20 protein-coding genes are annotated in these 24155 nt (G+C 70.2%); 6 read left to right on the top strand and 14 right to left on the bottom strand.

Features of this window, described 5'->3' with window-relative positions:
- On the bottom strand, positions 1-767 hold a 767-nt coding region (locus tag VGZ32_RS25390; RefSeq protein WP_326888713.1), incomplete at its 3' end, for an alkaline phosphatase family protein.
- A 284-nt stretch (positions 768-1051) separates the two neighbouring features.
- Here VGZ32_RS25390 and VGZ32_RS25385 point away from each other — a divergent pair.
- The 3 genes from VGZ32_RS25385 (at position 1052) to VGZ32_RS25375 (ending at position 5278) form a co-directional block, all read left to right on the top strand.
- The gene (locus VGZ32_RS25385; RefSeq protein ID WP_326888712.1) at positions 1052-2497 is read left to right on the top strand and encodes a ricin-type beta-trefoil lectin domain protein; all 1446 of its coding nucleotides are present in this window, start codon (positions 1052-1054) and stop codon (positions 2495-2497) included.
- Positions 2494-4707, top strand: a complete 2214-nt coding sequence (locus VGZ32_RS25380; RefSeq protein WP_326888711.1) for a YncE family protein — start codon at positions 2494-2496, stop codon at positions 4705-4707. The genes VGZ32_RS25385 and VGZ32_RS25380 overlap by 4 nt, the downstream gene beginning before the upstream one ends.
- 124 nt (positions 4708-4831) lie before the next feature.
- The gene (locus tag VGZ32_RS25375) at positions 4832-5278 is read left to right on the top strand and encodes a carboxymuconolactone decarboxylase family protein (protein ID WP_326888710.1); all 447 of its coding nucleotides are present in this window, start codon (positions 4832-4834) and stop codon (positions 5276-5278) included.
- 29 nt (positions 5279-5307) lie between these two features.
- Here VGZ32_RS25375 and VGZ32_RS25370 read toward each other — a convergent pair whose 3' ends face one another.
- A complete protein-coding gene (locus VGZ32_RS25370; protein WP_326888709.1) occupies positions 5308-5856 on the bottom strand; it encodes a carbonic anhydrase in 549 nt (182 codons plus the stop codon).
- A 223-nt stretch (positions 5857-6079) separates the two neighbouring features.
- Here VGZ32_RS25370 and VGZ32_RS25365 point away from each other — a divergent pair, with 223 nt between their 5' ends.
- The gene (locus VGZ32_RS25365; protein WP_326888714.1) at positions 6080-6733 is read left to right on the top strand and encodes a TetR/AcrR family transcriptional regulator; all 654 of its coding nucleotides are present in this window, start codon (positions 6080-6082) and stop codon (positions 6731-6733) included.
- Between the two features lie 29 nt (positions 6734-6762).
- Here the strand turns inward: VGZ32_RS25365 and VGZ32_RS25360 are convergent, their stop codons facing one another.
- Genes VGZ32_RS25360 through VGZ32_RS25350 form a run of 3 tightly spaced genes read right to left on the bottom strand, consistent with a single transcriptional unit; the run spans position 6763 to position 10211 of the window.
- Positions 6763-7767 (bottom strand): LacI family DNA-binding transcriptional regulator, encoded by a 1005-nt coding sequence (locus VGZ32_RS25360; protein ID WP_326888708.1) that lies wholly within the window; start codon positions 7765-7767, stop codon positions 6763-6765.
- Positions 7764-9206 carry an MATE family efflux transporter gene (locus VGZ32_RS25355; protein ID WP_326888707.1) on the bottom strand — a complete coding sequence of 481 codons (1443 nt, stop codon included), beginning with the start codon at positions 9204-9206 and terminating at the stop codon, positions 7764-7766. The genes VGZ32_RS25360 and VGZ32_RS25355 overlap by 4 nt, the downstream gene beginning before the upstream one ends.
- A 12-nt stretch (positions 9207-9218) precedes the next feature.
- Positions 9219-10211 (bottom strand): aminoglycoside phosphotransferase family protein, encoded by a 993-nt coding sequence (locus tag VGZ32_RS25350; protein ID WP_326888706.1) that lies wholly within the window; start codon positions 10209-10211, stop codon positions 9219-9221.
- 339 nt (positions 10212-10550) lie between these two features.
- On the opposite strand from VGZ32_RS25350, the gene VGZ32_RS25345 reads away from it, so the two are divergent.
- Positions 10551-13340 carry a helix-turn-helix transcriptional regulator gene (locus VGZ32_RS25345; RefSeq protein ID WP_326888705.1) on the top strand — a complete coding sequence of 930 codons (2790 nt, stop codon included), beginning with the start codon at positions 10551-10553 and terminating at the stop codon, positions 13338-13340.
- Positions 13341-13361: 21 nt separating this feature from the next.
- Here VGZ32_RS25345 and VGZ32_RS25340 read toward each other — a convergent pair whose 3' ends face one another.
- A complete protein-coding gene (locus tag VGZ32_RS25340) occupies positions 13362-13946 on the bottom strand; it encodes a hypothetical protein (protein WP_326888704.1) in 585 nt (194 codons plus the stop codon).
- Between the two features lie 157 nt (positions 13947-14103).
- Between VGZ32_RS25340 and VGZ32_RS25335 the strand changes: the two genes are divergently transcribed.
- Positions 14104-14685, top strand: a complete 582-nt coding sequence (locus tag VGZ32_RS25335; RefSeq protein ID WP_326888703.1) for a PadR family transcriptional regulator — start codon at positions 14104-14106, stop codon at positions 14683-14685.
- Positions 14686-14781: 96 nt separating this feature from the next.
- Here VGZ32_RS25335 and VGZ32_RS25330 read toward each other — a convergent pair whose 3' ends face one another.
- From VGZ32_RS25330 to VGZ32_RS25295, 8 genes are all read right to left on the bottom strand, one after another.
- Complete coding sequence (locus tag VGZ32_RS25330; protein WP_326888702.1) at positions 14782-15660, bottom strand: DUF4436 family protein; 879 nt, start codon at positions 15658-15660, stop codon at positions 14782-14784.
- A 203-nt stretch (positions 15661-15863) separates the two neighbouring features.
- The gene (locus VGZ32_RS25325; RefSeq protein WP_326888701.1) at positions 15864-16490 is read right to left on the bottom strand and encodes an alpha-ketoglutarate-dependent dioxygenase AlkB; all 627 of its coding nucleotides are present in this window, start codon (positions 16488-16490) and stop codon (positions 15864-15866) included.
- A gap of 52 nt (positions 16491-16542) precedes the next feature.
- A complete protein-coding gene (locus VGZ32_RS25320) occupies positions 16543-18969 on the bottom strand; it encodes an aminotransferase class I/II-fold pyridoxal phosphate-dependent enzyme (protein ID WP_326888700.1) in 2427 nt (808 codons plus the stop codon).
- The gene (locus VGZ32_RS25315; protein WP_326888699.1) at positions 18966-19835 is read right to left on the bottom strand and encodes a class I SAM-dependent methyltransferase; all 870 of its coding nucleotides are present in this window, start codon (positions 19833-19835) and stop codon (positions 18966-18968) included. Before VGZ32_RS25315 ends, VGZ32_RS25320 begins: the two co-directional genes overlap by 4 nt.
- A 5-nt stretch (positions 19836-19840) precedes the next feature.
- Entirely contained in the window at positions 19841-21244 is a 1404-nt protein-coding gene (locus tag VGZ32_RS25310; protein ID WP_326888698.1) for a condensation domain-containing protein, read from the bottom strand.
- A 57-nt stretch (positions 21245-21301) separates the two neighbouring features.
- Positions 21302-22294 (bottom strand): alpha/beta hydrolase, encoded by a 993-nt coding sequence (locus tag VGZ32_RS25305; RefSeq protein WP_326888697.1) that lies wholly within the window; start codon positions 22292-22294, stop codon positions 21302-21304.
- On the bottom strand, positions 22294-23241 hold the full coding sequence (locus VGZ32_RS25300) for a UDP-glucuronic acid decarboxylase family protein (protein WP_326888696.1): 948 nt from the start codon (positions 23239-23241) through the stop codon (positions 22294-22296). The genes VGZ32_RS25305 and VGZ32_RS25300 overlap by 1 nt, the downstream gene beginning before the upstream one ends.
- A gap of 115 nt (positions 23242-23356) precedes the next feature.
- A partial coding sequence (locus VGZ32_RS25295) for an ATP-binding cassette domain-containing protein (RefSeq protein ID WP_326888695.1) occupies positions 23357-24155 on the bottom strand: 799 nt, incomplete at its 5' end.

Raw genomic sequence — 24155 nt, 5'->3', positions numbered from 1 at the left:
CCGTAGAAGATCGTCGGGATCTGGTTGCTCTGCGAGGAGTCGTCCTCGTCCCAGGTGACGATCAGCAGGCTGTTGTGGGTCTTGGCCCACGTGGCGTAGGCGCTCATGTTGTTCGAGAGCCAGGAGTCGCCCTGCGCGATGGTGCCGTCGTGCATGTCGTCCTGGAGATTGGGGGTGACCCAGGCGACGGTCGGCAGCGACGCGTAGTTCGGCGAGCTCGGCCAGCTGGTGAACGGCAGGTCGTCGGCCGCCGGGATGTTGTTGGCCGAGGCGCTCGGGGCGAGCTGGAAGTTCACCCACGGGTCGTGCTTGCTGGCGTAGTTACCGGAGGTGCACACCGTCGAGCCGGTGGACGGCAGGCCCTCGTTGTAGCTCTTGAACGTGTCACCGGCGGTGAGCAGTTGGGCGCCCTCGTTCGGCGCGTTGATGGCGACCGGGCACTGGTCCGTGGTGATGCCCTGGTTCGAGCCGGAGAAGATGTCGAGGTAGTTCGGCTCGCTCGGGTGCTCGATCGCGAACGAGTGGGTGAACAACGCGCCGCCGGCGGCCAGCGTGTTGTTGATGTACGGGGCGTCGGTGGTGTCGCCGATGATCTCGTTGTAGGAGTGGTTCTCCTCCATCACGACGACGACGTGGTCGAAGCGCGGCACGCCGTTTGCGGCGTGCGCGGCCGGGGCGGCGACGGCCGCCAGACCGGTGACGGCGAGCGCCGCGCCGCCGACCGTGGCGACGGCGCGTCTCAGGGTGCTGGGCAGTGAGCTGAACATGGGTATCTGCTCCTGTGGGAGTGGCTTGCTACGAATGAGCCCGCGTTCGACGTCGTGGGTCGTGACTCAGGCTCCTCATAGCGGCTTGCCGAATGCAGCAGGATGATGGTTACCCAGGAAGAAAGCCCTCTCACAAACTTCTCGTGAAGGACTGAGGTCGTCCGGGCTCCCGCAGCCCGGAACGGAGCGTTGACAGGCGGTCGACCCCGCGTTAGCTTCGCAGAGGCAGATTAGGAAAGTTACTTAACAAAAACGGCCGCCGCGCGGGCCCGACAGGAGGCTCCATGCACAGCCGACGACTCTCCGCGTTCGCCGTGGCCTTCGTGGCACTGGTGGCCGCGATCGGCGGGTGGTTCGGCGCCGGGCCCGCCTACGCCGCGACGACCGAATCGACGTTCCTCACGTTCTACGGCTGGTACGACAACACGCCGCCGGGCGCGGGCATCTCCTACCCGCAGATCCACAGCACGGCCGGGGGTACGGGCACTTACTCCGACCCGATCACCTTCGCGACCGACTCGGCGGAGCAGCCGCCCGGGACCGTCGTGTACGTGCCTCGCGTGAAGAAGTACTTCATCATGGAAGACAGCTGCGAGGAATGCAGCGCCGACTGGACCGGGCACGGCCCGAACGGCGGCCCCGGCCTGCGCCATCTGGACCTGTGGCTGGGCGGCAAGGGTGGCAACGAGATGAAGGCGATCGACTGCGAGGACGCCCTCACGAACTACAACGCCGACAACACGCCGACCCTCGAGCCCGTCATCGTGAACCCGCCGAGCGGGGAGACCGTCGACTCGACGCCGCTGTTCAACGTCAACACCGGACAGTGCTACGGCGGTGCGCAGCCGACCATCACCGTCGGCCAGTACAAGAACGGAGCGTCGGGCCAGTGCATTGACGACCCCGGCGACAGCGCGACCTCGGGCACCGCGCTCAAGACCGCTGCCTGCAACGGCTCTCCCGAGCAGCAGTTCACGTTCGAGGGCGCGTTCCTCATGATCCACGGCAACCTGTGCGCGAACAACCCCAGCCGCACGATCAAGATGAACACCTGCACGGGCGGACCGTCGCAGCAGTGGTCGGTGAACCCGAACGGCACGATCACCGACATCCAGACCGGACAGGTCTGCATCGCGACGTCGGGCACGAAGGTGGTCGGTGCGGGCTGTTCGGGCGCTGCGGCTCAGTGGACCTTCACCGCTTCGGGCTCGTCGGGCGGTGGCGGTGGCGGATGCACGGCCGCACAGCTGCTGGGCGATCCGGGCTTCGAGAACGGTTCGACGACCGCGCCGTGGACCGAGGGCTCGACGCTCGGGTTCGATCCGATCACCCAGGCTTCCAGCGGCGAGCCGGCGCACTCCGGCGGCTGGGAGGCGTGGCTCGACGGCAACGGCACCGCCGACACCGACACGGTCGCGCAGTCGGTGGCGATTCCGACCGGGTGCACGGCCACGTTCTCGTTCTGGCTGCACGTGGACACCACAGAGAACACGAGCACTGCGACGCCTGACACGTTCACCGTGCAGGTGCTCGACTCCGGCGGCACGGCGCCGGCGACCGTCGCGACGTTCAGCAACCTGGACGCTGCCAGCGGCTATGCGCAGCACACGTACGACCTCTCGGCCTATGCGGGTCAATCCGTGACGTTGCGCTTCACCGGGCACGAGACCGACACGCAGGGCGGGACCACCAGCTTCGTACTCGACGACACGGCGGTGCAGACGTCATGAAGCGATTCGGCTTTCTCGCCGCGGCCCTTCTCGCCGCGCTCGGCGCTGTCCAGGCGCCGAGCGCGGCGGCCGTCGCCAACGGCACCGGCGCGGGTCGCGGCGCCATAACTAAGAAGGCTGATCACGCTGTGACCGGCACCGCCTACGTGGCCAACACGGAGAGCGGCACCGTGTCAGCGATCGATCTCGCCACGGACACGGTCGCCGCCACGCTGCCAGGTACCGGGCTGCCCGACGGTGGACAGGGAATCGGCATGCACCCGACCGCCGCCGCCGCAAGTGCCGACGGCTCGCATATTTACGTTCTGAATACCGCGGGCGCGCAGCCGACCTCCTCGCTCGCGGTCGTCGCGGCCGCGTCCGGCGCCGTCGTCGCGACCATCCCGCTGCCCGGCATCTCCGTCTACGTGGACATGACCGTGGCGCCGCACGGCGGCCTGGTCTACCTGCTGCGGGAGGATCTCGGCACCATCGTCATCGTCGACACGACCACCCGCCGCGTCAGTACTCTGCCCAAGACGGGCGACCAGGGCGGCTTCGCGCTGTCCCGCGACGGGTCGACGCTGTACGCCTTCAATCGCTCAGCGCCCATCATCTCCAAGTACGACACGGCCACCAGGACGCGGCTGACCACCTTCCATGCCGGCCGGTCGTTCATCCGCCAGATCCTGCTGTCCCCCGACGGCAGCCGCCTCTACGTGACGCACTTCGACCGCCGCGCGCTGCGCGTCATCGACACCGCGACCGGCGCGACCACAGCGGTCTTCCCGCTCGGCCCGTCCAGTTTCGGCGTCAGCAACACGGTGCTGTCGCCCGACGGCGCGACGCTCTACGCAGTGGGCAGCTACCGCGGTGGCGGCCTGGCTGTCGCGGTGAATACGGCCACTGGCGCGCTCTCTGCTGCGATTCCGGTCAGCCGGGAGCCGGACGCCGAGGTTCTGTCCCCGAACGGCAGGCTGCTGTACATCAATGGTCGACACCTCGGGAAGGTCACCGTCGTCGACACAGCGGCCTGGAAGGTGTCCGCGACACTGCGGGACTGGACCGACGGAGCGATGGTCTTCTCCCCCTCCGGCACCGAGGCGTACGTGGCCGACGACAACGCCATCGACGTCGTGGACGCCGCCACCGGAACCGTGGCGGATCACCTCGCCACCGGTCTGGCGCCGGACGCGGTCGCCTTCGGCTTGAGCGGTACGCGCGCCTTCGTCGTCAACGGCGGCAGCGACGACCTCTCAGTACTCGACGCGGCTTCGCACAAGATCCTCAAGACGATCCCCGGCGGTATGAACGCGCCCGACCAGGTCGTCCTTTCACCCGACGGGCGCACGGCGTACGTGAGCGGGTCGGGTGACTCGGTGCTCAAAGTGAATGTGGCCGCAAAGAGGGTCGCCGCGGCCATCCCGGTCGGCGGGGATCAGGGCTCGATCAGCCTGAGCCCCGACGGCGGCAGGCTGTACGTCGTCAAGACCACGGCCCGAGTCGCGGTGGTCGACACGCGCACCGACGCGGTTATCAGGACCATCGACGTCGGACCGGAGCCCGGCCCGCTGGTGCTCTCCGCCGACGGCCGGCGTGCGTACGTCCCGTCCAGCAGGCTGGGCACGCTCGACGTCATCGACACCAAGACCGACACCGTCACCGCCACGCTCGCGATCGGCCGGTTCGCCAATTCGGTGACGCTGTCCCCGAACGGACGAAAGGCCTACGTGGGCTTCGACGGCGGCCTGGCGGTGGTCGACACGGCGAGCAACACCGTCAGCGCGACGGTTCAGATCGGTGCCTCACTCGCCGCCGTGGTGGTGTCTCCCGACGGCTCCACGGTCTACACGGCCGACCAGGCCACGGTGTTTGCGATCAACACCGCGACCAATACGGTCCGCTCCTACGTCGCGTTCAGCCAAGCCGACGCGCTGGCACTCTCACCGGACGCGGCCACGCTCTACACACTCGACGATGCCGGAAGCCTCACGATGATCAACGCTGCGACGTTCGCGGTGATCCGGACGGTGGCCGTCGGCTCCGACGCCACGGTGCTCGCGGTATCGCCGGACGGATCGCAGGCCTATGTCGTGCGCAACAACCTCAGCACGCAGACGAACGGGACGGTGTCGGTGGTCGACACGGCGACGGGCACGATCACCGGCGCAGTGACGGTCGGGCTCTTCCCCCGGGACTTCGTTATCGCGCCCCGATCGACGGCTCAATGAAGGAGAGCGCTGATCGGGGCAGACGCGGACCGAGGTGATCCGGTCCGCACGATGATCGAGCAGTCGGCCGAGGTGCCCTAGACTGGCCGAGCAAGATCATCTGACTCGCGGAAGGACCTGACCGATGGCCGAGACCGTGATCCCCGAGGGCGCCGCACCGCAGACCCCGCAGACCCGCCAGGAGCGCCTCGACTACGGCCGCAGCGTGATCGAGGCCGTGAACAGCGAGGCCGCGCAGCAGGTGCTGCCGGCGCTCGAGGACGTCTCCCCCGTCCTCGCCGAGCAGGTGCTGATCGGTTTCGCCGAGTTCTACGGGCGTCCGCAGCTGAGCCCGCGTGACCGGCAGCTGGTCACCCTCGGTATCCTCACCGCGCTCGGCGGCTGCGAATCGCAGCTCGAGGTGCACGTCAACACCTCGCTCAACGTCGGGCTGACCCCGGAGCAGATCGTGGAGGCGCTGCTGCACTCGGCGGCCTATTGCGGATTCCCGCGCGCACTCAACGCGACGTTCGCGGCGAAGCGGGTCTTCGCGGAGCGCGGCCTGCTCCCCGTCGGCGGCGCGGAGAAGTGACCGCGCCAGATCAGAAGTGACGCGCCCGCTCAGGCGGCCCGAGGGTGACGAGCGTCGAGGGTCGTGGTGACGCGTCCGGTCGCGATGTCGTATACGTGGCCTGAGACGCTGATCTTGAGCGTGAGCAAGGGCGAGGTGAGCAGGCGCTCCACGTCGGCCTTGACCGTGGTGTCCGGGTCGACGACGACGGAGGCTTCGAGCGTTGACTCGGACAGGCCGGTCGCCTCGGCGGTCCGCCGCCGGAACCCGGGATCGGCGAGAAAGCCGGTACCGCATTGGGTGTGGTGGATGACCGCGACTTCGAAGAGGGTGTCGGGCACGCCCTGGCCACCGACCAGTTGCTCGGCCAGGTAGCCGAGGTAGGCGATGTCGTCGATGACGGCCTGGGTGACGCGTCCGCCCGCGTTGCGGATGACGGGGGCGTCGCCGAGTTCGAGCCCGAGGACGCGCGCGGGATCGACTCGGTGGTCGAGGCAGGTCACGACGATCACCTGCGCGGTGGGCGGGGCGAGCGGCACGGGCGTGTAGTTGCGGGCGAACTGCTCGTTGCGCTCGAGCAGCGGGGTCATCTTGCTCATGGTGCGCCTCCGTTCCGTTCCAAGAAGCTGCTTTGTCGATGAACCCAAGCACTCATCGCTTGCCGGTAAAACGACCGGTCGTTTTAAATGACCGGTCGTTTTGACCGGCGGCGGGGGCTGCTGCACTGGCAGGACCCGTGGCTGGCCTCATACGACATTTAGTGGACGCTGTCCACAATAACGATGGCGGTGGACACTGTCCACTTGTTATCCTGTCGGCGTGATGACAGGCCCACGGACAGCGGATACGTCCCCGGCGCAGCGGCAACGCCGTCCGCGAGGCGTCGTCCGGGACGGCCTCGTCGCCGCGGGGCTTGAGCTGGCGCGGACCGGCGGCCCTGATGCCGTAGTGCTCCGCGAGGCAACCCGGATCGTGGGCGTGGTGCCCAATGCCGCCTACCGGCACTTCGCCGACCGCGACGAGTTGCTGGCCGCGGTGTGCGCCGCGGCTATGGACGAACTCGGCACCCGCATGGCCACCGCGGTGGCCGGCGTCGGGGGCGAGTACGGCGAACCGCTCGCGGCGATGCTCCGGCTCAACGCGATCGGCTCCGCCTACCTGAAATTCGCCCGCAAGGAACCGGGGTGGTTCGCCACCGCCTATGCGGTTCCGCAGCAGCATGCTTACGGCGCTCCCGCCGACGACACGGGGCCGGACCGCACCCCCCTCGGTCAACTGCGCGCCGCGCTGGACGAGCTCGTCGATGCGGGCGTGCTCGACCGCGAGCGCCGCGAAGATATTGAGTACCCGGTGTGGTCGACGGTGCATGGGATGGCGGTGCTCGCCGGGCAGGGGCCTTTGCGCACCGCTCCCGAGGAAGCCCGCCGTCACCTGGAGGAACTCACCCTCACCTTCATCGGCAACAGCTTGGCCTGATTTCTTGGGCTGGATCTAGATCGCCGTGATCAGGCGGCCGGTTCGGTGGTGCTCGCGCGCGGGATCAGTTCGACGGGGAATCGCTTGCGGTAGCCGCGTGCGGGAGGTTCATCCAGGAGCATGCGGGCGGCTTCGGCGGCCATCTGCTCGACGGGCAGGCGCATCGTGGTCAGCGGCGGGTTGGCGCAGGTTGCCGCGATGCTGTCGTCGAAGCCGACGATCGAGACGTCGTCGGGGACACGCCGGCCGGTGGAGGTGATCGCCTGCACGGCGCCGGCGCCCATCAGGTCGCAGGCGACGAACATGGCGTCGATCTCAGGATGCTGCGCGAGCAGCTCCAGCGCGGCATCTTGGCCACCTTGGCGGTCAAAGCCGCCGTCGGCGCTTATGTCCGGCTGGCCGAACTGCCGGACGGCGTCGCGGTAGCCAACACGCCGGTCGATGGCGCAGGTGTTGATCTCGGGCCCGTGGATGGCGGCGATGCGGCGGCGGCCAAGCTTGTAGAGGTAGGCGACGGCCGCGTGCGCGCCGTCGATGTTGTCCGCCTCCAGGGTGGGCACCGCGGCTGCGGTGGGCACGAGAGACACGGTGCGGCGGCATCGCCGGTAGAAGCGGCCCGCCAGCTCCGGGGTGACGTTGGCCAGGATCGCACCCGCGGTGGCGCCGTCCGCGAGGGCATCGATCTTCTCGGCTGCCACGTTCGCACCCAGGGCATGGATACGCAGCTGGGTGTCTGCTCCTTCGAGAACCGACATCACTCCGGCAAGGACTCGGCTGTAGTACGGGTGCACCCCCAGCCACCCGATCGAGGGACCGTATGTGACCGCGATCAGATCGATCGTTCGCAGGCGGCCGGTCGCCAGCGCGCGGGCGGTCTCGCTGGGGTGATAGCCGAGTTCGGCCGCGACCGTGAGCACGCGGGTGCGGATCGGCGGGGAAGCGCCGGGAACGTTGTTGATCACGCGGGAGACAGTCGAGCGCGATACGCCCGCCACGCGCGCGACGTCGTAGATCGTCGGTTTGGCTTTGCTCATCGGGGACCTGCGCTCTCCTCACGGTCGCACGCCTCGAGATGCGGCACTTGACACGATAAGGCCGCACGCGCAGCGGCGGGCGCCCGGCGGCGCCACAGGACGAGCAGCGCCAGCAGGGCCGCCGCCAGCTCAGCCACGGGGAAGCTGATCAGCACGCCGCGCGTGCCGAACCTGCTGAGCGTGAGCAGCAGCGGAATGCGTACCGCCACGATCGTCGCGACGGAGATCAGGTACGACGGACGCGGCTGCCCCAGCGCTTGGAAGCGGGCGGAGACCAGCGGGGCCACTCCAGCGCAGGGGTAGACGAACGCGAGCAGCCGCAGCGCGTCGACCGCTTGGGCGTGCAGGGTCGGGTCGCCGGTGAACAGGCTGACCAGCGGGCTGGCGAGGACCAGCAGGGCCGCGCACACGGCGGCGCCGTAGAGGACCGTGGCCCGCAGCGTGATGCCGGTCGCACGCTCGACCCGGTGCGTGAGGCCGCGGCCCGCGTTGTAGCCGACCACGGGTTGCAGCCCTTGCGCGATTCCCGTTTGGGGCATGGCGGCGAACGTGCCGATGCGGGTGCACAGCGCGAACGCGGCCAGGGTGAGCGGGCCGCCGAGGGTGATCAGCAGCACGTTGGCGAGGCCCGCGAGCAGGGTGGTGCCGAATCCGGCGAGGAGCGAGGGCGCGCCGATCCCGGCGAGTTGGCGCAGCGTGGGGCCGTGCGGTCGCAGCTCGGCCGGGGTGATGCGGTAAGGGCGCTCGCGCTGCTTGAAGAAGAACCACACGCTCATGCCTGCGGAGACCGCCTGGCCGCCGACCGTGCCGAGCGCCGCGCCGCGCACCCCGAGTCCGAGGCCGAAGATCAGCAGCGGGTCGAGGCTGATCTGGGTCAGGACCGGCACAACCCAGAGCAGCGTGGAGAACCGCATCCGCCCCTCGGCGCGCACGAGGCTGGAAAACCCGGTCGCGGTGACCGCCCCAGCCAGCAGGATCTGCCCATAGTCGTGCGCGTAACCGCGGGTCGCGGCGGTGGCGCCGAGTAAGCTCAGCAGCGGGTCGAGCAGCAGCAGCCCGCCGACGCCGATCACCGCGGCGCAGGCCCAGAAGACGACGAACGCGTTCCCGGCGGCGCGCGCGGCCCGATCGGCATCGCCGACACCGAGACTGCGGGAGACCAGCGACGCGCCACCGACACCGACCGCGGCGGCCAACGCCCCGACGATCAGCAGGACCGGGGCGAGCAGATTGACCGCGGCGAGCGCGACCGGGCCGACCCCGCGCGCGACGAACCAGGCATTGGACAGCGCGTAAATCCCATATACGCCCACTGACATCGTCGTTTGCGTGCAGGCGTGCCGCAGCAGCCGTCCGACCGGCTCCGTGCCGAGCGCGGCGGCCTGCTCGCGGCCGGCGACGGCGCGCCTGACGCGCGGCGCCGCCCCGGTTGCGGCCATCGACCCCGCCGCCTACCGGCGGTGGCCGAACCCGGCCATCAAACCGTCGAACCGGGTGCGTGCCTGGTCGTATTGGGTCGGATCGGTGTGCCCGCGGTAGACCGTCTCGATGATCATGATGAGGATCAGATGCACGTTGTACAGGCGACGGCGCATCCGCTCGGCCGCCGTGAACGTGCGCGACGCCCCGCCGTAGCCGCGCAGGAACGCCTCCGCGGAGCCCAGGCCGTCCAGCTCGACGGCCGCGAACCCGGCCTCTATCAGCGGATCGCCGTAGAAGGCGCGTTCGTGGTCGATGATGCTCACGATCGCGCCGTCACGGATCAGGACATTGCTCTCCCACAGGTCCCACTCGACGAACGCCGGCGTGCGGACCTCGTCCAGGCAGTCGGCGTGCCGCGCCACCAGATCGCGCACCAGGTCGTAATCCCAGCCGATGTCCACCCCGCGCCGCTCGCCGTCGGCGAGTACGTCCTCGACCATCCCGGTGAACACCTGCCGCCACGTCGCGCCCGGCACGCCGCCGAGCAGCGAGCCGAAGCGGTCGCCGGCGATCTGGTTGAGCTGCCGGTTCGCCTCACCCAGCGCCTCAACGTACTGATCCCGCGAATCGGCCGGCAGCCGGTTCCAGACGATGCCGAGGTTGTCCGCGTCGACGTACTCCATGAAGAAGTACTCCGCGTCGCACAGCTCGCGGCCGAAGTCGTAGAAGAGCACTGCCGGCACCGGGACCGTGGTCCGCTTCCGGATCAGCTCGAGCGCGCGGACCTCCGTGCGCATCATCTCCCGCTCGTAGGTCATCACCTCGACCCCGGCGGGCGGCGCGATCTTCAGCGCCACGCGGTCGCCGCCGCGCAGCCGGATCGCGTAGACGACGTTGAACCACCCGTGCCCGAACTCCTCGACCCAGCCCTCCCCCGCGGGTACCTGGTCGTCCCCGAACGCGCGGCCCACCATCGCCCGCAACACCTCGGGCGGCTGACGGTTCTTGGTGATGCTCTCCACCCGACGGTCCTCTCCGGCGAAACCCCCGCCCCCTCAACTCCGGACCAGGACGGTCCCGGCCGGCCGCAGGCGACGCGGTGTGTGTAGCGCTGGACGCTAGGACCGGAACCGCTCCCAGGTGAAGAGGGCAGCGCACATCTACACAAGCACGGCGGCGGCTAGCACGTGAAGTGCATTGGGCGACGGCCGAAGGGGGTTCTCGACCCGCCCCGGACACTGCGGGCCGACCAGACGGGCAGGCCACGTTGCACGGCTGACTCTAGTGATCGACGGCGCGATATGTTAAGGGCCGGCGCGGCTGCCGCACCTCGCCAACCCCCTCTCAGCGGTCGCGGTGCCATGTCGAATCATGAATCCGGTCCCGGTCCGCAACTGCGTGGTCGACGCGGCGAGTGCGAGCTGCTCGACAGCCTGCTCTCGAGTGCGCGTTCGGGTCAGAGCCGCGTGCTGGTGCTGCGGGGCGAGGCCGGCATCGGCAAGACCGCGCTGCTGGAATACCTGCCGGCCCGCGCCCGGGGATTCCGCGTCGCGCCCGTGGCGGGCGTCGAATCGGAGATGGAGCTGGCCTACGCCGGGCTGCATCAGCTCTGCGTGCCGTTTCTCTCGCTGCTTGACCGTCTTCCCGAGCCTCAGCGCCGAACGCTCGGCACGGCATTCGGCCTGAGCGCGGGGGATCCGCCGGACCGGTTCCTGGTCGGGCTGGCGATGCTGAGCCTGTTGGCCGAGGCGGCCGAGGAGCAGCCGCTGCTCTGTGTCGTCGACGACGCCCAGTGGCTCGACCAGGTCTCCGTGCAGGCCCTCGCTTTCGTGGCCCGCCGTCTGATGGCCGAGCGCATCGCCCTCGTGATCGCGGTCCGCGAGCCCCCGGTGGCGGCCGAGCTGGAGGGATTGCCCGAGCTGTCGATCGGCGGCCTGAACGGCCACGACGCCGACGCGCTGCTGGAGGCCGTGATCAAGGGGCCGGTGGACCGGCGCGTCCGGGACCGGATCATCGCCGAGACCCGTGGAAACCCGCTGGCGCTGCTCGAACTTCCCCGGGCGTGGACGGCGGCGGAGCTGGCCGACGGCTTCCAGCAGCCGGACCAGCCGCCGTTGACCGGCCGCATCGAGCAGGGCTTCCTACGCCAACTGCGCCCGCTTCCCGCCGCCACCCGGAAGCTTCTCCTCACCGCCGCCGCCGAGCCGCTCGGCGACGCCACCCTGCTGTGGCGCGCGGCCGGACTGCTCGGGCTCGGCACCGCCCCCGCCGTCGCCGCCGAAGCCACCGGCCTGATCGAGTTCGGCTCGCGGATCCGCTTCCGGCACCCGCTGGTCCGCTCGGCCACCTACCGGTCAGCCACCGCCCGCGAACGCCAGGAGGTCCACTGGGCCCTGGCCGAAGCCACCGACCCGGCCACCGACCCCGACCGCCGCGCGTGGCACCGGGCCCGCGCCACCCCGGCCCCGGACGAGGACGTCGCGGCGGACCTCGAACGCTCAGCCGACCGGGCCCAGGCACGCGGCGGCCTGGTCGCGGCCGCCGCGTTCCTCGAGAGCGCCGCGACGCTCACGCCCGACCCGGCCCAGCGCGCGCGGCGCGAACTGGCGGCGGCCCGGATGAAACGCGACGCCGGAGCGCTCGAGGCGGCGCTGCGCCTGCTGGCCGCGGCCGAGGCCGAACCGCTCGACGCGCTGAACAGCGCGGAGGCGCTGCACCTGCGCGGCCAGATCGCCTTCGACCAGCGGCGCTGCAGCGAAGCCGCCCGGCTGCTGCTCGACGCGGCCAGACGCTTCGAGCCACTCGACGTCGGCCTGGCCCGCGAAACCTACTCGAAGGCACTGTCGGCGGCGATCTGGGCCAGCGGGACGACCAATCCCGGCGAGGTCCTGGACGTCGCCCGGGCGGCACACGCCGCGCCTCCCGCCCCCGAGTCGCCGCGGGCCGTCGACCTCGTGCTCGACGCCCTCGCCACCCGAATCACCGAAGGCCACGAGGTCGCGCTTCCGGTCCTCACCCAAGCGCTCGACGCCGTGCTCAAGCTCGAGATCGGCCCCGCTGACGTCAGCCGACTGCTCTGGCTCGTGGGCAACAGGGCCGGCGGCATGGTCGCCGCCGAGCTGTGGGACTTCGAGTCCGGCCGCTCGCTGGCCGCACGCCAGGTCCAGCTCGCCCGGCAGACCGGCGCGCTCGTACAGCTCCAGTTCGCGCTCAACTTCCTGGCCTGCCTCGAGCTTCTGGCCGGCGAGCTGCCGTCCGTCGAGGAGCTGATCGCCGAAGACCGGGTGATCTCCGAGGTCACCGGCAACCCGCCGGTCGGGTACGCGCAGATGCTCCTCACCGCCTTCCGCGGCCACGAGACGGCCGCCGCCGAGCTGATCGCGACCAGGGCCCGCGAGGCCACGGCACGCGGGCAGGGCAGGGTCAGCACCCTCGCCGACTGCGCCGGCGCCGTGCTCTGCAACGGGCTCGGCCGCCATGACGAGGCACTGATCGCCGCGTACCGGGTCTTCGAGCTCGACGTCATCGGCTACCAGACGCTCATCAGCGCCGAACTGGCCGAGGCGGCGTCCAGGACCGGCGACGAGGCGCTCTTGAAGGCCGCGCACGCGCGGCAGGCCGAGCGGGCCCGCGCGACCGGCAGCGCGTGGGCGCTGGGGGTCGAAAGCCGGCTGCGGGCCCTGCTCGACGACGGCGATGCCGACGGCCACTACCGCAAGTCGATCGACTGTCTGAGCCGCACGTCGATGCGCGTGGACCTTGCCCGCAGCCACCTGCTGTACGGCGAATGGCTCCGCCGCCAAGGCCGACGCGCCGACGCGCGCGAACAGCTGCGGACCGCGCACGACATGCTGACCGCCATGAGCCTGGACGCGTTCGCCGAACGCGCCCGCCGCGAACTCCAGGCGACCGGCGAGACCGGCCGCAAGCGCACGATCGAGGCCACCGGGGAGCTGACCGCCCAGGAAAGCCAGATCGCGCGCCTCGCCCGCGACGGCCTGTCCAATCCGGAGATCGGCGTCCGCCTCTTCATCAGTCCCCGCACGGTCGAATGGCATCTGCGCAAGACCTTCACCAAGCTCGGCATCACGTCGCGGCGGCAGCTGCGCGACACCCCGCTGACCGTCTTGTCCTCGCGCGGCAGGAGCTGAGACTGGGTCAGGTCCCGTGGATCAGGCGGCGAAGGGGTCGTGCAGCGGGGCGTTGGCTTGGGCCCGAGCCTCGGCGCGAACCTGGGCCTGGGCCACGTAGCGCAGCGTGAAGATCAGCGGGATGGCGAATGCGGCGGTCTGGACGAGCGAGCGGGCGAGCACGGAGGAGTGCGCGAGCAGGGCCAGCGCGGCGCAGCCGACGATGAAGCTCGCGGTCCACACCGAGGTGATGACCACGTTCACCCGGATGAAGACCGGGTGGTACCAGAGCTCGCGCGGGGTGCTCTGCTTGGCGACGCCGAGGGTGAAGGGCTTGCGCAGGGCGAGCGACACGACGCCGATCAGCCCGAGCGCTCCCGAGGCGAGGGATGCGGTGTAGGAGTGCAGCGCGGTGTGCGGGTCGGCGAACGCGAGCGCGGCCAGCCCCGCGAAGTACACCGCCGAGCCGAGCTCGATGATCTGGGCGTCCAGGGGCAGGCCGGCGGCGGTCTGCCGGGCGATTCCGACGCCGGAGATGACCACCGCGATCAGCGCGGCCCACTGCCACTGGCTGCCCGGTATCACGGCGAAGACGATCCACGGCAGGAATGCGCGCAGGTAGGACACGGGAAACTCCCTCACGGTCGACGGACATAGTCCAGAACTGACATGTGGAAGGTAGAGCCTGTCGCCCGACGTGTCAATTCTGAAATGTCGAACTAGACATGTCTGAATGGAGTATCTTGTGGCGACCTGTCGTGCGCGGAAGCTAAGGTGGGTCGACATGAGCTTGCGACACGCGTTGCTCGGCCTCCTGCGCGAGGGGCCGAAGAGCGGCTACGACCTGCTGCAGATGTTCAAGCGGTCGCTGCATCAGACCTGGCCGGCCACGCAGAGCCAGGTCTACACGGAGCTGACCAAGCTCGCCGACGCCGGACTGCTGGTCGTCACCGCGCACGGGCCGCGGGGCCGCAAGGAGTACACGCTGACCGACGCCGGGCTGGAAGAGCTGCGCCGGTGGATGCTGGAGACCGAGCCCGACCGGTACCCGCGAAGCGAAGCCCTGCTGCGCGTGTTCCTGCTGGGAGCGCTCACCCGCGACGAGGCTCGGGACTACCTGGCCTGGCTGGGGCAGAAGGCCGCAGAAGACGAAGTGGCGCTCACCGCCTTCGAGGACTCCATCGACTGGGACCACGAGGACGACCTCCAGCTGTACGGCCACATGGTGGTGGATTTCGGCAAGCGCTTGTGGGTCATGAGCCAGGAGTGGGCGGATTGGGCCGTCGCGCAGATTCCCGCGCAGGCCGCCGATGACGACCCGGCTGCGGAAAGTGGTCCGCCCGCGAAGGCCGCACCGCCTTCTTAAGACAACCGGTCGTCTTGAAGCACGCGGGAGCATCGGTCGCCCGGTTGCCGACGTCCATCAGGGCACTGTCGGAGCCGGAGAACGGTGCCCGGCTGGTCAGCCGTCGACGCGTTTCTCCGCGCGCTCGGTGAGCAGTCCGGTCACGACGGCCGCGACGAGCGAAGCCGCGACGATGAGTTCAGCCCAGAAGAACGCCATGTAGTCGATCAGCGAGCCGATCGGCGGCGCGCCGGGCGCCGCGTTGCGCAGGCTGACCAGCGCGAACAGGGTCGCCGCCATCCAGCCGAAGGCCGGCCAGATCAGACCGCGGCGCTCCTTGACCAGGATCCACGCCGCGCCCGCCACCACCATGGCGAGCGCCCACGCCGCGGACATCAGAAACCAGGCAAGCAACCAGCCGCCGCGGGTGTGCTTCGCGGTGAGATTCAGGATCGCGGACGTGGGCTCGGTGCCGTCGGCTTCGGGCGCCGCGAGTTCGAAGAGGCTGTCGTAGCTGGCTACGTTCAGGTCCACCGGTACGGCTTGACCATCGCTACGCGCGCTGAAGCCGAGCGTCAGGGTGTAGCGGTCCTGGGGGTAGTCGGTCGGCCAGCCGCTGGTGAGCGGGACGTTGATGGTCTGTTCGGACGGTTGGGTCGCAGCCGGGTAGGTCAGCACGGCGCGCGAAGCAGAGTTGGTGTATAGCTCGAGCGTCTTTGCCGGAGCACCCGGCGCCCCTGGGTCGGCGGCCGCCCCTTCAGCCGTGACCTCGACCCGCACCTGCGCTTGCCGGGTCGACGGGTCGACTCGCAGGATGGTCGCGGCCACGTCCACCCGGTCCGGCGATGTCGTGGTCCGCAGAAGGATGTTCAGCTCTCGGCTGTCCTGGTCGGTGCGGTACCCCCACCACCCGGCCGCGGCCAGCCCGACAGCTACCAGCAGCACACCGACCGCGGCCGGCCACCGGCGGTCTCCGCGAGGCAGGCGCAGGCGCACGGCGGACTCCAGGCTCTGAGCAGGTGGCGAGCACGCGGCGGACGGGCCCGTGCCAACTCCACGGTCCGTGACCTCGCCGGGCGTCCGCAAGCCGCAGCGTTCGCAGGGGTGAATCCGGGGCGCCTGGGACGCGGACACCGGCGCGCAGTTCTGTCCCTGGCCAGAGGGGATGAACGCGCGTTGGGTGTCGCGGTCGAGCCCGCTCAGCCCACGCCGTGCGGCCGGAACTGAATGCTGATCCGCGGCCCGGCGCAGCGGGCGGTCTTCGGGATCGCGTGTTGCCACGTGCGCTGGCAGGAGCCGCCCATCACGAGCAGATCGCCGTGGCCCACGGCCCGCCGCACGACGGAACCGCCGCCGACCGGTCGGAGGAGGAGGGCCCGCGGCGCACCCACCGACACGATGGCCACCATCGTGTCGTGCGTCGCCCCTCGGCCTTCCTGGTCGCCGTGCCAGGCCACGCTGTCGCGTCCGTCCCGGTAGTAGCAGAGGCCGGCGGTCACGAACGGCTCGCCAAGTTCGGCGGCGTAGTGCGCGGACAGGGCCTCTCGTGCCTCGGCGAGCACGGGGTGCGGCAGTTCGGCGCCCTCGTCGTAGTAGGAGAGCAGTCGCGGCACAGCAACTAACCGGTCGTACATCGGCCAGCGTTCGGCGCGCCACGGCACCTCGGCGGCCAGCCGATCGAACAGGGCGGCGGACCCGCTGAGCCATCCCGGCAAGACGTCGATCCACGCCCCGTTGCCGAGCAGCGTGCGGCGTATCGGTGCGAGTGACGTCAGGCCGGTCTCCTCCGCCTGGTCGAGCAGAGAGCCCTGGAGGTACTGGGACATGAAGTCAGCGTAACCGTGTTGTCGAAGTTTTGTTCGACTGCGGGCCTGCTTTTCACGAACGGGCGCGGCCGGCTTCGGACGCGATGAAGCGTGCGAGCCGGGCGACTCCCTCGGCGGCGCGGGCCGGGGTCAGGTAACTGGTCGACAGCCGCATGCAGTGCGTGCCGCCCCCGCCGTGGTGAAAGTACGCCATCGGGGTCCAGATCACGCCGAATTCGCGGGCGGAGCGGTCGAGCGCGGCGTCGTCGGCCCGGAACGGGACGTCGAGGGTGAGGAAGAATCCTCCGCTCGGCCGGTTCCAGGAGACGTCGAGGCCGGTCAGCGGACCGCCGGCGGCCTGCCGCGCGAGCTCGTCGACGACCGCCCGGAGCGTCGCGTCGTAGTGCGCCGCGCTCTCGGTGTTCGCGTCGGCGAGACCGAAGTCGCAGGCCAGGAGCATTCCGGCGATCGCGGCCTGGCTGAGCGTGGGCGTGTTCACCGTGATCATGCTCTTGACCTTCGCGAGTTCGTCCGCGAGCAGGCCGGTGCGCCCCGACTCGTCGCGGACCTCTTGGTCGGCGACGGCGAACCCGATCCTCGCTCCGGGGAACGCGGTCTTGGCGAAGGACCCGAGCAGCACGACGCGGCGGCCGTGGTCCATCGCCTTGAGCGACGGCACTCTGGCGGCGCCGCTGACCAGGCGATAAGGGCTGTCCTCGAGGATCAGGATCCCGCTGCGCTCAGCGACCTCCAGCAGGGCGGCACGCTCTTCGAGGGGCAGGGTGCCACCCGACGGGTTCGCATGGTCCGGCACCAGGTAGAGCGCGCGCGGGTTGCGCCCGCGCGCGCGCTCCGCCGCCACCGCGGCCGCCACGTCCGATGCCGTCAGGCCGCGTTCGCCCTCGGACACCGCCGTGATCGGGATGTCGAGCAGCCTCGCGGCCCCGGCGATCCCGACATAGCAGGGGTCGGCGACCAGCAGCACGTCCCGCGGCGAGGCGAACAGCGCCCGCAGGGTGATGATCATCGCCTCCTGACAGCCCACGGTGACGACGACCGACTCCGGCGCGATGTCGATCCCCTCGTCCTTGCGCAGCCAGTCGGCGATCACGTCGCGGATGTGCCCCGCGGTCGGGCCGTACTGATACAGCACATCGCGCAGCTGAGCCGGCGACGCACCCTTCGCGTCGAGGTGTTCGAGATAGCGGCGGATGTGGGTGAGGACCGTCTCGATGTCGAATGACCCTGGCAAGGGCCGGCCGGAGGCGAACGAGATGGCGTCGGGATGGCGCTCGGCGACCTCGTTGAGGAAGTTCATCGTGTCCAGCAGGGGATCCGACAGGCTTCCGTGCAGGTCCGATTTGCGCAGCACGCCGCCCGGCTGCGTCGTCGCGACGACGGTGTTTCGGCGCGGTGGTTCGTCGCGCGCGGCGGCGGGGGTCGCAAGAAGGTGGGGGCCGATCTCAGCGATCGACGTCGCGCCGGTGAGCGCCATCGTCTCGGTCAGTTCCTCGACGAGGATGTCCAGGACCCGGCGCACGCCCGCGCGCTGATCGGTGGCCAGCGCATAGAACACCGGTCGGCCGACCAGCACGGCCTGCGCGCCGGTGGCCAGCGCGGCGAGGACGTCGGCTCCGCGGCGCACGCCGCCGTCCATGAGCACCGAGCACCGCCCGCCCACCGCGGCCGAGACCTCCGCCAGGGCGTCGAGGGCGGCCGGCGCGCCGTCGAGCTGCCGCCCGCCGTGATTGGAGACGATCAGCCCGTCGACGCCGTACTCGAGCGCTGTCACCGCGTCGGCGCCGCTCAGGATGCCCTTGACCAGGATCGGCAGGTCGGTCAGGGTTCGCAGCCAGGCGAGCGCGTCCCAATCCAGGGCGGTGTCGAACTCGGCCCTGCTGTGCTGCGCGGGCGAATCCACCCGCGCGTCCGGCAGATTCGCGGGCACGATGTGCGGCGGCAGGCGGAACCCGTTGCGCAGATCGCGCAGGCGCTTTCCGAGGAAGGGCGCGTCGACGGTGAGCACGATCGCCTCGAATATCTCCGTGGCCTGCTCGACCAGCTTGCGGGTGACCGCCCGGTCGCGGAAGCAGTACAGCTGGAGCCACAACGGGCTCGTCGCGTGCGCGGCGAGTTCGGCGAACGGCTTTCCCGCGAGCGTGCTCACCACGACCGGCAGCCCGGCGTCGCCCGCGCCCTGCACGGTCGCGACCTCACCGTCGGCGTGTGCGAGCGTCTGAAAGCCCATCGGCGCCACCGCGATCGGAGCGGCCCACGACCGTCCGAACAGCTCGATGCCGCTCGACAATGAACTGACATCGCGCAGCACACGCGGCCGGAGCCGGACCGCGTCGAAGGCCGCCAGGTTCGCGGCCAGCGTCCGCTCCTCGCCGGCGCCTCCCGCGACGAAGTCCCACACCTCGCGGCTCATGTGGGCGGCGGCGAGGTCCTCCAACTCCCGGAGTGTGAACACCTCGTCCGCGCGGGGTGGAGCGTTCATGCGAAGGCTTCTATGTAGATCGACTCGTCGCTGCGCATACTGGTGTCGAGGTCTGCGATGTCGGACCGCGAGCCGGTGCGGAACCCGCACACGGCGATCTTCTCTACAGCGAATCCGGCTTCGCCGAGCACATATCGCAGCTCTTCGGCGTCGTATATCCACCGGTGCCCGAAGTGGTAGAAGATCTGGTTGAGCATGAACGCCCGGCGCTCGGGCATGAGCGGCCCGGCCCCCACCTTGGCAAGCCGCCTGCGGTGCTTGGCGAAGAAGCTGCCGTGACCGTATCCCTCGATGTAGACTGCCAGATCCGGCGTGGTCAGGCGGAGCAGCCCTCCCGGTGACAGGATTCTGCGCACCTCCTTCAGCCAGCCGAGCGCGGCCGGAAGCGGGACGTGTTCGATCAGGTGCTCGGCGTACACCCAGTCCACGCAGCCGTCGTCGAACGGCAGCGGTTCGGTGATGTCGAGTTCGGTGAACAGGCTGCGGCCGTCGACCCGATACAGCGGTCCGGGGCGCGTGACGAGCAGGCCGTCGGTGCCATCGGAGCCGACGGCGCCGTCGTCGGCGCTGTCTCCATGCCTGCCGCCCGCAGCATCCTGCGACCGCTTGGCGTGCACGCTCAACAGGTCGGTGCCGAGACCCTGCGGGTGGTCGGTGGTGAACGCGGCGAACTCGATCCCGGTGATCCCCGCGGCCCGCAGCCCGGCGCGATCCCGGGGCACGGCGGGCGCGACCTGCTCGAGCGCGTCGAAGGTGGCGACGTTCGCGGTGAACCGCTCGAACCGCCGGTCCAGGTCGTCCGGATCGTGCCAGTCCCAGCCCTCGAACAGGTCACCTGGTTCGCGCGGGGTATCCGCACCGTTCATCGCACTCACGCCTCGGTTTCGTCGAGCGCCGGGACGGCGGCCGCGGGCACGCCGGTGGGCGTGTCCGGCTCGTGCGCGACCGCGATGGCGAGCGACTCCAGCTCGCGGGCCAGCGCCTCCATCCGGGCCCTGGGGAAGTAGGCGGTGTCGGCCAGCACGATCAGCCCGATCGCGCCGGGCGCGTCGTCGATCGTCACCATCAGGTGCTCGTTGAAGAACGGCATGTCGCTCCACCGCAGCGCGCTCGTGCTCGGCAGGGCGGCCTCGATCTCGTCCCGGCCCGGCGCGTGTGCCGGGTCTTCGGCCTGCCGCTGCGAGGGGCGGTCGTTGTAGTAGCAGCGCAGGTCGACCACTCCGCCGCGGTCCTGATTCACCCGCGCGACCAGGTCCTTCCAGCGCGAGAAATCGAAGTACGCGTACTTGTATGCATTGGTCGACGCCCGCCGGGAACGTGCGATGGCCTCGTCCACGGAGACGTCCGCGACGTCCACGACGAACAGGCCGGCCTGTGCCACGTTGCTGACGATCTCGGCGAAGCCGGGTCGGAACCGGTTGCTGACCACCATCTGCGCGACCACCGGGTTGATCCCGCCGACGCGCGCGATGCCGACCGCGACCACGCCCAGCAGCGCGGTGCTGACATCGACGCCAAGCCGGTTCCCCAACGCCCGCAGCGCGAGGAGCATCGCCGGCGAGTCCATCCGCACCTGGCAGTAGCGGCCGGGGCCCGGATCGACCGGTTCGGGGAATCTGTGCATCGGGATCGTGCGCAGCAGGTTCTCCCAGTAGCGCAGCGAGTTCTCGCTCTGGCGCAGCGCCCCGGGCTGCCGCTGCTGGGCGGCGAGCTCGAGGGGAGGCGTGCCCAGAGGTTTGGAGTCTCCGCCCGCGCGCGCGTCGCGATTGACGTAGTCGTTGTACATCGTCAGTGCGCCATTGGCGTCGGTCGCGAAGTGAGAGATCGTCATCATCAGATGCGTGAGCGCCCCGTCGCGGCGCAGGAGCGTCATCTTGAGCGGGAAGTCGTGTTCGTAGTCGAACTCGGCCTCCTCGTACTCGGCGGTCAGCCGGGCCGCGACCTGCGCCGGGTCCTGGTCCGGCAGGACGTCGACGATCTCCAGCGCGGCCTCGCCGGAGTCGACCACGACCTGCCGCGGCCAGTCGCCGGGCACGAGTTGGAGGCGGGTGCGCATCGACTGGAACCGGTTCATGTAGTACCGCAGCTCGTCCGCGAACTCCTCGACGCTCGCCCCGGGGGCCAGTTCCCTGGTCGCGCACATGTTCATCGGCGAGCCGAGTTCCTGCATGGCGTTCCAGATGTGCTGCTGGCCCCAGGTCAGTCCGTCGCTACCCGAGCCCTCCCCGGCGAACTGCACGACGACGACCTCGGTCGCCTCGATCACATCACTCACGTTGCCTCCAGTTCAGGCGTCCGCCGCGCCACTGTTTGAGGACCGCTGCGTTGAAGATCACTGCATTGAAGACCGCTGCGTTGAAGACCGCTGCGTTAAGTCGGCGTCGAAGGCCTCGTTGAGCCGGTCGGCCGCATAGGTGAGCGACGCGCGGGCCTCGGTGAGCACGCCGCCCATCGCGAAGAATCCGTGCGGCATGCCCTCGTAGCGCCGGGCCTCGACCGGAATCCCCGCCTCGCGCAGCCGCTGCGCGTACTGCTCGCCCTGGTCGCGCAGTGGGTCGAACTCGGCGGTGAGGACTGTTGCCGGTGGCAGCCCAGCCAGGTCGGCGGCGCGCAAGGGAGAGGCCAGCGGGCTCTGCCCGTCCTGCGGGTCGGCCAGGTAGTGGTTCCAGTACCAGTCCACCGACCAGCGGTTGAAAAGCAGCGGGTCGACGGCCTCGCGCATCGAGGGCGTGTCGGACGCGTAGTCAGTGTTCGGATACACCAGCAACTGGTGGCGCAGCCGCGGGCCCCCGCGTTCGCGGGCGAGCAGGGTGACCGCGGCGGCGAGGTTCCCGCCGGCGCTGTCGCCGCCGACCGCGAGGCGGTCCGCGTCCGCACGCAGGTCGACGGCGTGCTCGGCCGCCCACAACAGGCCGGTGTAGCAGTCTTCGACCGCTGCGGGGAACGGATGCTCCGGGGCGAGCCGGTACTGCACCGAGACGGTGACGCACCGAACGGCGTTGGTCAGCGCGCGGCAGATCGCGTCGCAGGTGTCGAGGCTTCCCAGCGTCCAGCCGCCGCCGAAGTAGTAGACCAGCACCGGACGCAGCCGCCCCGCATCGTCGGCCGTGTCATCGGGCTCGTACACGCGGATCCGCAAATCCGGGCCGTCGCCGAAGATGGCGCGCTCGGAGACGGCGGCCACCGGCTCGGGGTCGCCCGCCACGGCGCGGATCGCCGCGAGGTCGGCGGCCCGGGCCTCGGCGAGGGACAGCGTGTACAGCGGCGCGGTTCCCTCCCGCTCGCGCTGCCGACGCATCTGCTCCACTTGAGGGTGCAGCGGCATCAGCCGACCTCCTCGGTCTCGCGCGGTCCGCGCTGCGCGGCGAACCAGTCGATCGTCGCCTTGAGCCCCTTCTCGACATCGACGACCGGCTGCCAGCCGAGCACCGTTCGCGCGAGGGTGATGTCGGGCCGGCGCAGGCGCGGGTCGTCGGCCGGGAGGTCGACGAATACGAGCGGCGAGTCCGAGCCGCACAGCTCCCGCACGTACCGGGCGAGGGCGACGACGCTGAACTCCTCCGGGTTGCCCAGATTGATCGGCCCCGGGTGGTCCGACCGGGCCGCGGCGAGGATGCCCGCCACCGTGTCGTCCACGTAACACAGGGATCTGGTCTGCGACCCGTCCCCGGCGACCGTGATCGGGCGACCCGACTGCGCCTGGGTGATGAAGTTCGGCACCGCCCGCCCGTCGTTGGCGCGCATCCGCGGGCCGTACGTGTTGAAGATGCGCACGATCGTCGTGTCAACGCCCTTGGTCGTGCGATAGGCCGTCGTCAGTGCCTCGGCGAACCGCTTCGCCTCGTCGTACTGGCTGCGCGGCCCGACCGGATTCACGTTGCCCCAGTACGACTCGACCTGCGGATGCACCAGGGGGTCGCCGTAGACCTCAGACGTGGAGACCAGCACGAACCGGGCGTCCTTGCGCCGCGCCAGTTCCAAGGCGTTGAGCGTGCCGTGCGCGCCGGCCTTGAGTGTCTCCACCGGATGCTCGGTGTAGTCGAGCGGCGACGCCGGAGAGGCGAGGTGCAGGACCGCGCCGACCGGACCCGGGACGTCGAAGGGCTCGCAGACATCGCCGACCTCGAGGGTGAATCCGGGATCGTGCGCGAGTCCGGCGAGGTTGTCCGCCGAGCCGGTGAGCATGTTGTCCACGCAGGTGACTGCGAACCCCTCGTCGCGCAGGCGGTCGCACAGGTGGGAGCCGATGAAGCCGGCCCCTCCGGTCACCACGATCCGGCCCCCGCCGGGAACAAGGCGCTCTTCGAGTCGTTCAACGCCGCCGCGCACTGCACACCTCTCGGGTCATTCGTTCTCGGATACCGAACCGCGGCGCGGGCGGGCGCCGTCACGACTCGCGCAGCGAGCGCCCTGTCTTGGCGAGGAACACGTCATCGAGCGTCGGGCGGTGCAGCTCGATGGTCGACAGCTCCATTCCGGCGCCCTCCAGGGTCCGCATGAGCTGGGGCAGCGCCGTCTCGCCGACCTCGACGGTCAGGCGCACCGCGTCGTCGTCGCGGGCCTCGACCGAGCGCACGAAGGGTCGGCCGGTGAGCAGGTCGGCGGCCTTCTGCGCGCCGCCGGTGAGGCCGACGGTGACCACTTCGCCGGAGATCGCACGCTTGAGTGCGTCCGGGGTGCCTTCGGCGACGATCTCACCGTGGTCGATGATTGCGATGCGGTCGCACAGCGCGTCGGCCTCGTCCAGGTAGTGCGTGGTGATGAACACCGTCATGCCCTCGTGGCGCAGGCGCCGCACTTCCTCCCACATGCGGGCGCGGCTCTGCGGGTCGAGGCCGACGGTCGGTTCGTCCAGGAACAGCACCTTCGGGCGGTGGATGACGCCCAGCGCGATGTCCACGCGGCGACGCTGGCCGCCGGAATACGTGCGGCAGCGGCGATCGGCGAATTCGGTCAGCTGGAACGACTCCAGCAGCGCGGCGGCGCGCTTCTGGGCCTCCGCCTTGTCGATGCCGTACATCCGCGCCTGCAGCACGAGTTCCTCGCGGCCGGTGGCGTCGTCGACGGTGCCGCCACCTTGAGCGACGTAACCGGACAGTTGGCGCACGTCGTGCGGTTTGGTACGCAGGTCGGCGCCCGCGATGGTGGCCTCGCCGCCGTCGGGTTCCAGCAGCGTCGTCAGCATT

Source organism: Actinocrinis sp. (assembly GCF_035938995.1).
Taxonomy (GTDB): domain Bacteria; phylum Actinomycetota; class Actinomycetes; order Streptomycetales; family Catenulisporaceae; genus DASZGI01.
The sequence above is the reverse complement of the archived record's forward strand: the minus strand, read 5'-3'. Positions and strand labels throughout refer to the sequence as shown.

What these genes read in the sequence shown, in the direction of transcription:
- VGZ32_RS25315 (WP_326888699.1), bottom strand. Translation starts at nt 19,835, where the DNA reads ATGAACGGTGCGGATACCCCGCGCGAACCAGGTGACCTGTTCGAGGGC.
- VGZ32_RS25335 (WP_326888703.1), top strand. Translation starts at nt 14,104, where the DNA reads ATGAGCTTGCGACACGCGTTGCTCGGCCTCCTGCGCGAGGGGCCGAAG.
- VGZ32_RS25320 (WP_326888700.1), bottom strand. Translation starts at nt 18,969, where the DNA reads ATGAACGCTCCACCCCGCGCGGACGAGGTGTTCACACTCCGGGAGTTG.
- VGZ32_RS25365 (WP_326888714.1), top strand. Translation starts at nt 6,080, where the DNA reads ATGACAGGCCCACGGACAGCGGATACGTCCCCGGCGCAGCGGCAACGC.
- VGZ32_RS25305 (WP_326888697.1), bottom strand. Translation starts at nt 22,294, where the DNA reads ATGCCGCTGCACCCTCAAGTGGAGCAGATGCGTCGGCAGCGCGAGCGG.
- VGZ32_RS25345 (WP_326888705.1), top strand. Translation starts at nt 10,551, where the DNA reads ATGTCGAATCATGAATCCGGTCCCGGTCCGCAACTGCGTGGTCGACGC.
- VGZ32_RS25355 (WP_326888707.1), bottom strand. Translation starts at nt 9,206, where the DNA reads ATGGCCGCAACCGGGGCGGCGCCGCGCGTCAGGCGCGCCGTCGCCGGC.
- VGZ32_RS25375 (WP_326888710.1), top strand. Translation starts at nt 4,832, where the DNA reads ATGGCCGAGACCGTGATCCCCGAGGGCGCCGCACCGCAGACCCCGCAG.
- VGZ32_RS25325 (WP_326888701.1), bottom strand. Translation starts at nt 16,490, where the DNA reads ATGTCCCAGTACCTCCAGGGCTCTCTGCTCGACCAGGCGGAGGAGACC.
- VGZ32_RS25360 (WP_326888708.1), bottom strand. Translation starts at nt 7,767, where the DNA reads ATGAGCAAAGCCAAACCGACGATCTACGACGTCGCGCGCGTGGCGGGC.
- VGZ32_RS25370 (WP_326888709.1), bottom strand. Translation starts at nt 5,856, where the DNA reads ATGAGCAAGATGACCCCGCTGCTCGAGCGCAACGAGCAGTTCGCCCGC.
- VGZ32_RS25385 (WP_326888712.1), top strand. Translation starts at nt 1,052, where the DNA reads ATGCACAGCCGACGACTCTCCGCGTTCGCCGTGGCCTTCGTGGCACTG.
- VGZ32_RS25380 (WP_326888711.1), top strand. Translation starts at nt 2,494, where the DNA reads ATGAAGCGATTCGGCTTTCTCGCCGCGGCCCTTCTCGCCGCGCTCGGC.